This window comes from Helicobacter monodelphidis, assembly GCF_003288845.1.
In the GTDB taxonomy this organism is placed as follows: domain Bacteria; phylum Campylobacterota; class Campylobacteria; order Campylobacterales; family Helicobacteraceae; genus NHYN01.
Map to the genome: position 1 here is coordinate 1 of NZ_NHYN01000036.1, position 6227 is coordinate 6227.

A 6227-nucleotide genomic window follows, 5' to 3' on the forward strand; every position below is an offset into this window, starting at 1 on the left:
ACTGTGTTGTTTCTGTGGCTTGATTTTTCATCATACTTTCAAAAAGTCCACCCACCACACTACCCAAAATACCGCCACTAATAATCCCACCATCGATAAAAGCGTGTGTTGTAGGCATTATTAACATTCCAGACAAAATAACTGATATAGTTAATTTACGCATTCATACTCCTTTCATAGATTTTGTAATTGACATTGCGTTCTTTGAGCCATTCAAATACCCAATTTTCTTGAAAATCTGCGTAAAGATTTTCAATGTTTTTTATACTTTCTTTATCATTAACCGTTGTCAAAGAAAGGTTTACTTTGCCTAGTGCAAGATCAAAAAGTCGGTTACCCAGTGGACTGCAATAGTAATATTCTTTTTTTGGTGTCGCTCTTCTAATAATTTCTAATTGAGCGTCATTTAGCCCAAATGCCTTGTAATAATCATAGCTACCCAAAACATTATCGCTTCCCTTGTTGAAAACATCAGGATTAGGTAAAAAAATTTTTGTAGGACAAGATTCAATGAGCTTGTCTAAAATGCCACTATTAAAGGCGTCTGAAAGGCTTTGTGTTGCAAGGACAACCAAGCAATTTGCTTTTCTTAGCACTTTGAGCCATTCAACAATTTTTTGCTTAAAAATATCGTGCGATAAAGCAATCCAAGCTTCATCAATGATTATCATTGCTGGAGACCCATCAAGTGTAGCTTCTATGCGATTAAACAAATACAGTAGCACAGGCATAATTGCTTGATCCCCTAGAGTCATTAATTCTTCAATTTCAAAAGTCGTAATATTTGCAATATTCAATAAATCTTCTTCAGAATCTAGCAAATATCCGTATTTTCCATCGATTGAATATACATTTAAAGCACTCCTTAAAACCTCATTTTGGAGATTCGAAGTAAAATCCGTGATTGTTTTTGATTGATTATTCTTGTGCGTTCTTAGAGCCTCCATTATCTCTTCTTTTTCTTTGGAGTCTAAAGAACGACCCAATTGCAAATTCATACAAACTTCTAAAAAATCAGCTGCCCATGCTATTTGCGAATCTTTCAAATTAGCAAGAGGTGCAAAAGCTAAAGTTTTATCTACGGTAATGTTATAATGAGTGCCTTTTGTTGCAAGAGTTGCGGGAAGTAAACTTTTTCCTTTATCAAATGCAAAAATTTTAGCCTTTGAATATTTTTGAAAGTTCAAAAACAAATTTGCCAAAAGTGTGCTTTTTCCTGCCCCTGTTGGACCAAAAATAAGTGTATGTCCCACATCACCCACATGTAAATTTAGCCTGAATGGTGTAGATCCGTGTGTAAGTACTTGCATTAATGGGGGCGATTGTGGAGGAAACTTATCGCTAGGGCAATATTTCTCCCCTGCCCAAATAGAAGCCAAAGGAAGTAAGTGAGAGAGATTTAGAGTATTAATAAGACTTCTTCTTAGGTTAGGATAAGAATGTGCGGGGAGAGTGCCTAAAAATGCCTCTATGGCATTAATATCTTCTACTCTAGCAACAAATCCTATTTTTTCTAACAAAGATTTTGTTTTATTGATACATTTCTCTAGCTCCTCAATATCGTGATGATGAATCACAATATTTGCAGTATAATAGCCATAAGCGACAATACCTTCATTAACTTCACGAATTGCCTCATCAATCTCCATAACCATATCTTGAGCGTGTTGATCGATTTTTGATGACGCCCGATTTAATAATTCATCTACCCAACCTCGCACCTTTTGCTTCCATTTTGCTCGATGTTTGTTAAGTGATTTCAAAGCCACTTGCTTATCTAAAAAAATGAATCGGGTATTGAATCGATATTCAAACCCAAGTTCACTCATTGCATTCAAGATATTTGGAAATGAATCACTCGGAAAACCATCAATCGCTACTACTCCGATATGTTTGTCTTCAACCATAGGACGTAAACCACCTACAAAGCTCTTAGTACCAATGTAAGAATCAAGATACATACCGCAACTAGGCAGTCTTATCTTTTGTCTATTTGCCGTAATACAAAAATTAATGTGTTCTAAAAGATCATCATAATATCCGACATTGTCATATTCATCACGAAATTCTTTTGCAACCATTGGAAAAATTCGAATATAATTTTTTAATGTGCGTTGAATGTCAAAAACCTTTGTTTTGAATTCTGCAAGAATTTTTGCGGATTCATCTTGTGCATTTTTTGAATTTTTACCTTCGTCAATAAACATCAAGTCCCTAATCTTGTTCATGACTTGCAAAGGTGGCAAATAGGTAATTGTAACTGAAAAAATACTTTCGAAATGTGCATTTTTTGTAAAATACATTTCTCTTTCTTTTTCAAGAATCCAGTTAATTTCGTTACTAAAGATATTTGAATTTATGTCAATATAATCCTCAATCCTCGTGCGTGAGCAATCAATATGCATACTCCAATTATTTTCTAGCTTGAGGAGTGCAGCATTAATTTTAACAGCTATATAGCTGCGTTGTTCGTTTGTAAGTGAAGAAATGTCACTGCCACGATAATAAAATCCTGCCGTTAAAGATCCGTCCTTATTAAGCAAAATTCCGTCTTCAAGATAGCAAGCATAATTCAAAATATCGGGTAAACCTTGTAAGGTATCTCTATATGCCTTAAGTCTGAACATTAATGCACCTGCTTTGTCTCTGCGAAAATTGTAGCTTTTGGTACATAAAAGCTTTTGTATTGCAACTGCCTAATAAAAATTCCACGCATTAAAGGATCTTTTTTAGCAATTAAGCGCAAAGAGGTAAGGGAAATAGCTAATATAATCACTCCTAAGAAGAAGGTAATAAAGCTCATACCTACAAAAATCAACGCAAAACTAATGACACCCGTCATCAAAATCAATTCTCTATCGCACCCAAAAATTAAATTAGGTTTGTTGAGTGCGGAATAAATTTTAATTCTGAAATTGTTCATTAGAAAACTACTCCACCACCACTGAAAATATTAATTACATTTGCAGCACCGATAATAATTGCTACTACAAGCACCGTATAGACTAAAGTTTTCAAGAAGTTAGAAAACTCGCCACCCCATACTAACATAGCCCCACACGCAACAATTGCTAAAAGGGAAATGGTTGCAGCCACAGGACCCGTTATGCTACGCTTTACAGTTTCAAGTGGCTGCTCCCATGGCAAACCTGCTCCAGCCGTTGAAGCTAGTGCAAACATAACCCCAAAAAAAGCAAATAAAATTAGATATTTACGCATATCTTAACCTCCTTAATAATCTGAAATTTGATAATGTCCATTCTCAAAGCCTTTTAATTGCTTTATTTCAGAGATTGAACGACCTTGTTTAGTTTTTTCAATAAAAACAATCAAGTCAATTGCTTCAGCGATTAATTGTTGTTGTGGATTTTGGGAAACTTCAGCAATTAACTGCTCTACACGAATTAATCCTGCAGTTGCAGAATTAGCGTGAATTGTTGCTATTCCACCAGAATGTCCAGTATTCCAAGCTTTAAGTAAATCCAATGCCTCTCCACCACGCACCTCGCCCACGATGATTCTATCAGGGCGGAGTCTCATTGTTGCTTTCAAGAGCTTGAGCATAGAATTATCTTCATTTGATTTTATTATAAGTTTATTTTTTGAACTACATTGCAATTCTGCTGTATCCTCAATGACAATAATTCTATGTTCGGGTGTAAGCTCTGAAATGGAGTGAATTATTGCGTTGCAAAAAGTTGTTTTTCCGCTACCAGTTCCACCCACCACAAGAATATTCTTGCGTTCCTTGATTGCTTTTTGGAGTTTATCCATCTGATGATCTTGCAATATATTATCGTTTTTATAATCTTGGAGCGTGAAAATCTTAAGTGCTTTTTTTCGAATTGTGAAGCTTGGATTAGTTACTAATGGGGGCAGTAGACCTTCAAATCTTGAACCATCAATAGGCAATTCACATTCTAATATCGGCTTGTCTGCATTGCAAATCGTATCGTAGAAACTAGCAATTGTGCCTATAATGCTTTGAGCTTTGATGGAATTGAAATCTTCTAAAAATTTCATATCCTGTCCCAAACGCTCTACCCACAAAGTAGAATCAGAATTTAACATAATCTCTATAACATCAGGATCTTTGAGCAGAGTTAAGATAGTATCCCCAAGCTCTCTTGTTAGTTTGGAGATAATGCGTCCTCTTTTTTCTTCAGTCATACTTTACACCAAAGAAAAAAATAAAGAAATGCAGAGGAGGATAAAGGCTTGGAGTATTTTCTAGCGGGTTGCCCCCCCCCCCCCACTTTTAGTGCTAAATATTAATATTTTCATTTTTGGAGTCCTAAAATTCACCATCGGGGTTTCTAGTATCAATAAATCTAGCCTACTTTTGTAGGTCTTACAAATTCTCTTCTAGAGCTGATACCCCAACTCTATAATTTTGAAATTATAGCAAATAAAAATAAAAATACAAAATATTAGCACTTTTCTTTTTGGTGTTCACAAAACAAGGCTTAGATTTGATGTTCTTTGATGTAAGATTCTAGCTCTGTAATGGTAGCAAATGATAGTATTATAGTGCTGTTATCTTCAGTAAGAATTTCAATAGAGTAAACATTCTGACTCTTGTAAGCATTAATGATTTTTCCACCTTCAAGATGAATGCCAACGTAAGCGTACATAATTGGGGCTGTTGGAGTTGGAATTCTTTTACTTTTTGTTATTCTATCTATGCACTCTTGTAATCTTTCTGCTTGATGTTGATTAGCTTCTGGTGGAATTTCTTGCGTAAGCTCTTGACTTTCTTTTTTGATTGTCTCTTCTTTTAGCTCTAGTGGCTCTTGAATTGTGAAAGTGAATTCTATACCGATAACATTTCCACCGCGCCCCCTCCCTTTGCCTTTGATTTTGGTGTAGGAGAGATTTTCAAAGGGGATTCGTTTGATGTCAAAAAGGGTGCGTGGCTTTGTTAATTCCTTTAGGGCAGGCTTTAAAATAAATTTATCAATCTCACCCATTGTTTTATTTTCTGGAATATCTATTACCCTCTTAAACTCTTCCCATTCCATTTTTAAGTAGCCTGTGCTTCTGAATTGTTTCAAGAGTCTATAAAGTGTCTTTGTGTATTTACCGCTTAGCGAAATGAATTCCACTAATTCAAAGCGTGTGAAGTTACTTATAATCCCGTTAAGAAGATATTGAAATGTCGGATTAACTTGAATGCGTATTTTTTCAAACTTAACAAAATCATGTGTATCCTTGTTATCTTCGTAAAAAATAGTAAAGTCTTGAAAAAGATTAATTGTCCTTTCCGCGACTTTATTTCCTTCTCTTTCAATAATTGTAAAGTCTGCTTTAAAAAAATTAGTCTTTAGATTAGAAACCTCTTGAAATAATTCTTTTTTTGTGTAATTTCTCTCTTTAACAAACTCGTTCAGCTCTGTTGCAGAAAATTCAAAAATTGAATCTCCTTTCTCTCTTATCTTAGAGATAATTCCAAAAAGTAAATTTTGTTGTAGTTCATTAAAACTCGGTAGTTTTATTTTATTAAAATCATTATGATATTTAACGATTTGATTCATTTTGTAAAGCTCCTCATATATATCGTCTATCGTCTAAGAAACAGGGGCACAAAGCCCCAAAAGCCTATTTAGTTACTTTCACTCTTACTTTGAAGCCTAAAAGGCTAAATTTTAGATATAATTTCACTAAAGGCTTTTTGCTATGCTTTTTTGAAAACATAGTAATTCCTTAATGACGATTTAGCCGAACCATAGTCGCCTAAAACTTGGTTCGGCTTTTTTATTATATAATATTAAAGTGTAAATGTCAATAATTTTACCCTTTAATACTCGTGATTTTACCCTTTAATACTCGTGATTTTACCCTTTAATACTCGTGATTTTACCCTTTAATACTCGTGATTTTACCCTTTAATACTCGTGATTTTACCCTTTAATCGTTCCTATTTTATACTTTTTAAACATTGTTGTAATCCACTTATTAACAAAAGCAAATCGTTTTATACAATTCCCTATATAAGGCGACTTTAGTCGCTTAAAAGACATATACACAAGCACATTTTTTACATTCCCAAGATTCAACCACCAAAACCCCCCTAAAAGAATAAAAAGGGAAAAAAATTAAAAAAAAGAGAAAAAACGCGCGTGCACTTGCATACGCACAAAACTAAAATCAAACTCAAAAACTGCCAATGAAGCGACTAAAGTCGCCTTACATAGGGCATTGCGCAATTCGCTTTGCTTTTGCGCGCC

5 protein-coding genes are annotated in these 6227 nt (G+C 34.5%); all 5 read right to left on the bottom strand.

Translation table 11 applies throughout. The annotated features are described in order from the left end of the window. Nucleotides 1–155: 155 nt before the first annotated feature. Nucleotides 156–2627, bottom strand: coding sequence for a VirB4 family type IV secretion/conjugal transfer ATPase (locus tag CCZ01_RS09455; RefSeq protein WP_112052973.1), 2472 nt, complete (start codon nucleotides 2625–2627; stop codon nucleotides 156–158). Then, a complete protein-coding gene (gene trbD / locus CCZ01_RS09460; RefSeq protein ID WP_112052974.1) occupies nucleotides 2627–2923 on the bottom strand; it encodes a conjugal transfer protein TrbD in 297 nt (98 codons plus the stop codon). The genes CCZ01_RS09455 and trbD overlap by 1 nt, the downstream gene beginning before the upstream one ends. Further along, nucleotides 2923–3219 carry a TrbC/VirB2 family protein gene (locus CCZ01_RS09465; protein ID WP_112052975.1) on the bottom strand — a complete coding sequence of 99 codons (297 nt, stop codon included), beginning with the start codon at nucleotides 3217–3219 and terminating at the stop codon, nucleotides 2923–2925. Before CCZ01_RS09465 ends, trbD begins: the two co-directional genes overlap by 1 nt. A gap of 12 nt (nucleotides 3220–3231) precedes the next feature. Further along, a complete protein-coding gene (trbB, locus tag CCZ01_RS09470; protein ID WP_112052976.1) occupies nucleotides 3232–4170 on the bottom strand; it encodes a P-type conjugative transfer ATPase TrbB in 939 nt (312 codons plus the stop codon). A gap of 296 nt (nucleotides 4171–4466) precedes the next feature. Then, complete coding sequence (locus tag CCZ01_RS09475) at nucleotides 4467–5534, bottom strand: replication initiation protein (RefSeq protein WP_112052977.1); 1068 nt, start codon at nucleotides 5532–5534, stop codon at nucleotides 4467–4469. Nucleotides 5535–6227 lie beyond the last annotated feature (693 nt).